Source organism: Arthrobacter sp. Dra40, assembly GCF_059091905.1.
The window spans coordinates 1-288 of sequence record NZ_JBNHHB010000600.1 but is presented as its reverse complement, the minus strand read 5'-3'; the positions used below and the strand labels follow the sequence as shown (position 1 = coordinate 288).

The following is a 288-nucleotide window of genomic DNA, read 5'->3' as shown; positions in this document are numbered from 1 at the left end:
CATGGTTGAGTCCATCAGCAAGGTCAGACTCACCACAAAAACCAGCAGCGCGGCCTGGACTCCCGGCGCGCCGGCGTAGTTCCACCAGGATTGCGCTGCCGCAGCCGCATAGCCGGGCGCTGCGGGTACAGCGGTGATACCGACGACGACGCCAACCACGGCGAGCAGCGCAGTAATGCCGTGGCAGGCGGCAGCGATGTGGACCTCGTCGTAGCGGCCCCGCCGACGCGTTGATTCCCTTGGCGACACACCCATGCCCCGATCCTAGCCCGGCGCCCCGCTGAGAAC

The 288-nt window shown here is 67.4% G+C and carries 1 protein-coding gene; it reads right to left on the bottom strand.

The features are described from left to right. Positions 1-255, bottom strand: a 255-nt coding sequence (locus tag AC5RWT_RS38180) for a hypothetical protein (protein ID WP_494084730.1), incomplete at its 3' end; no start/stop codon positions are given. Positions 256-288 lie beyond the last annotated feature (33 nt).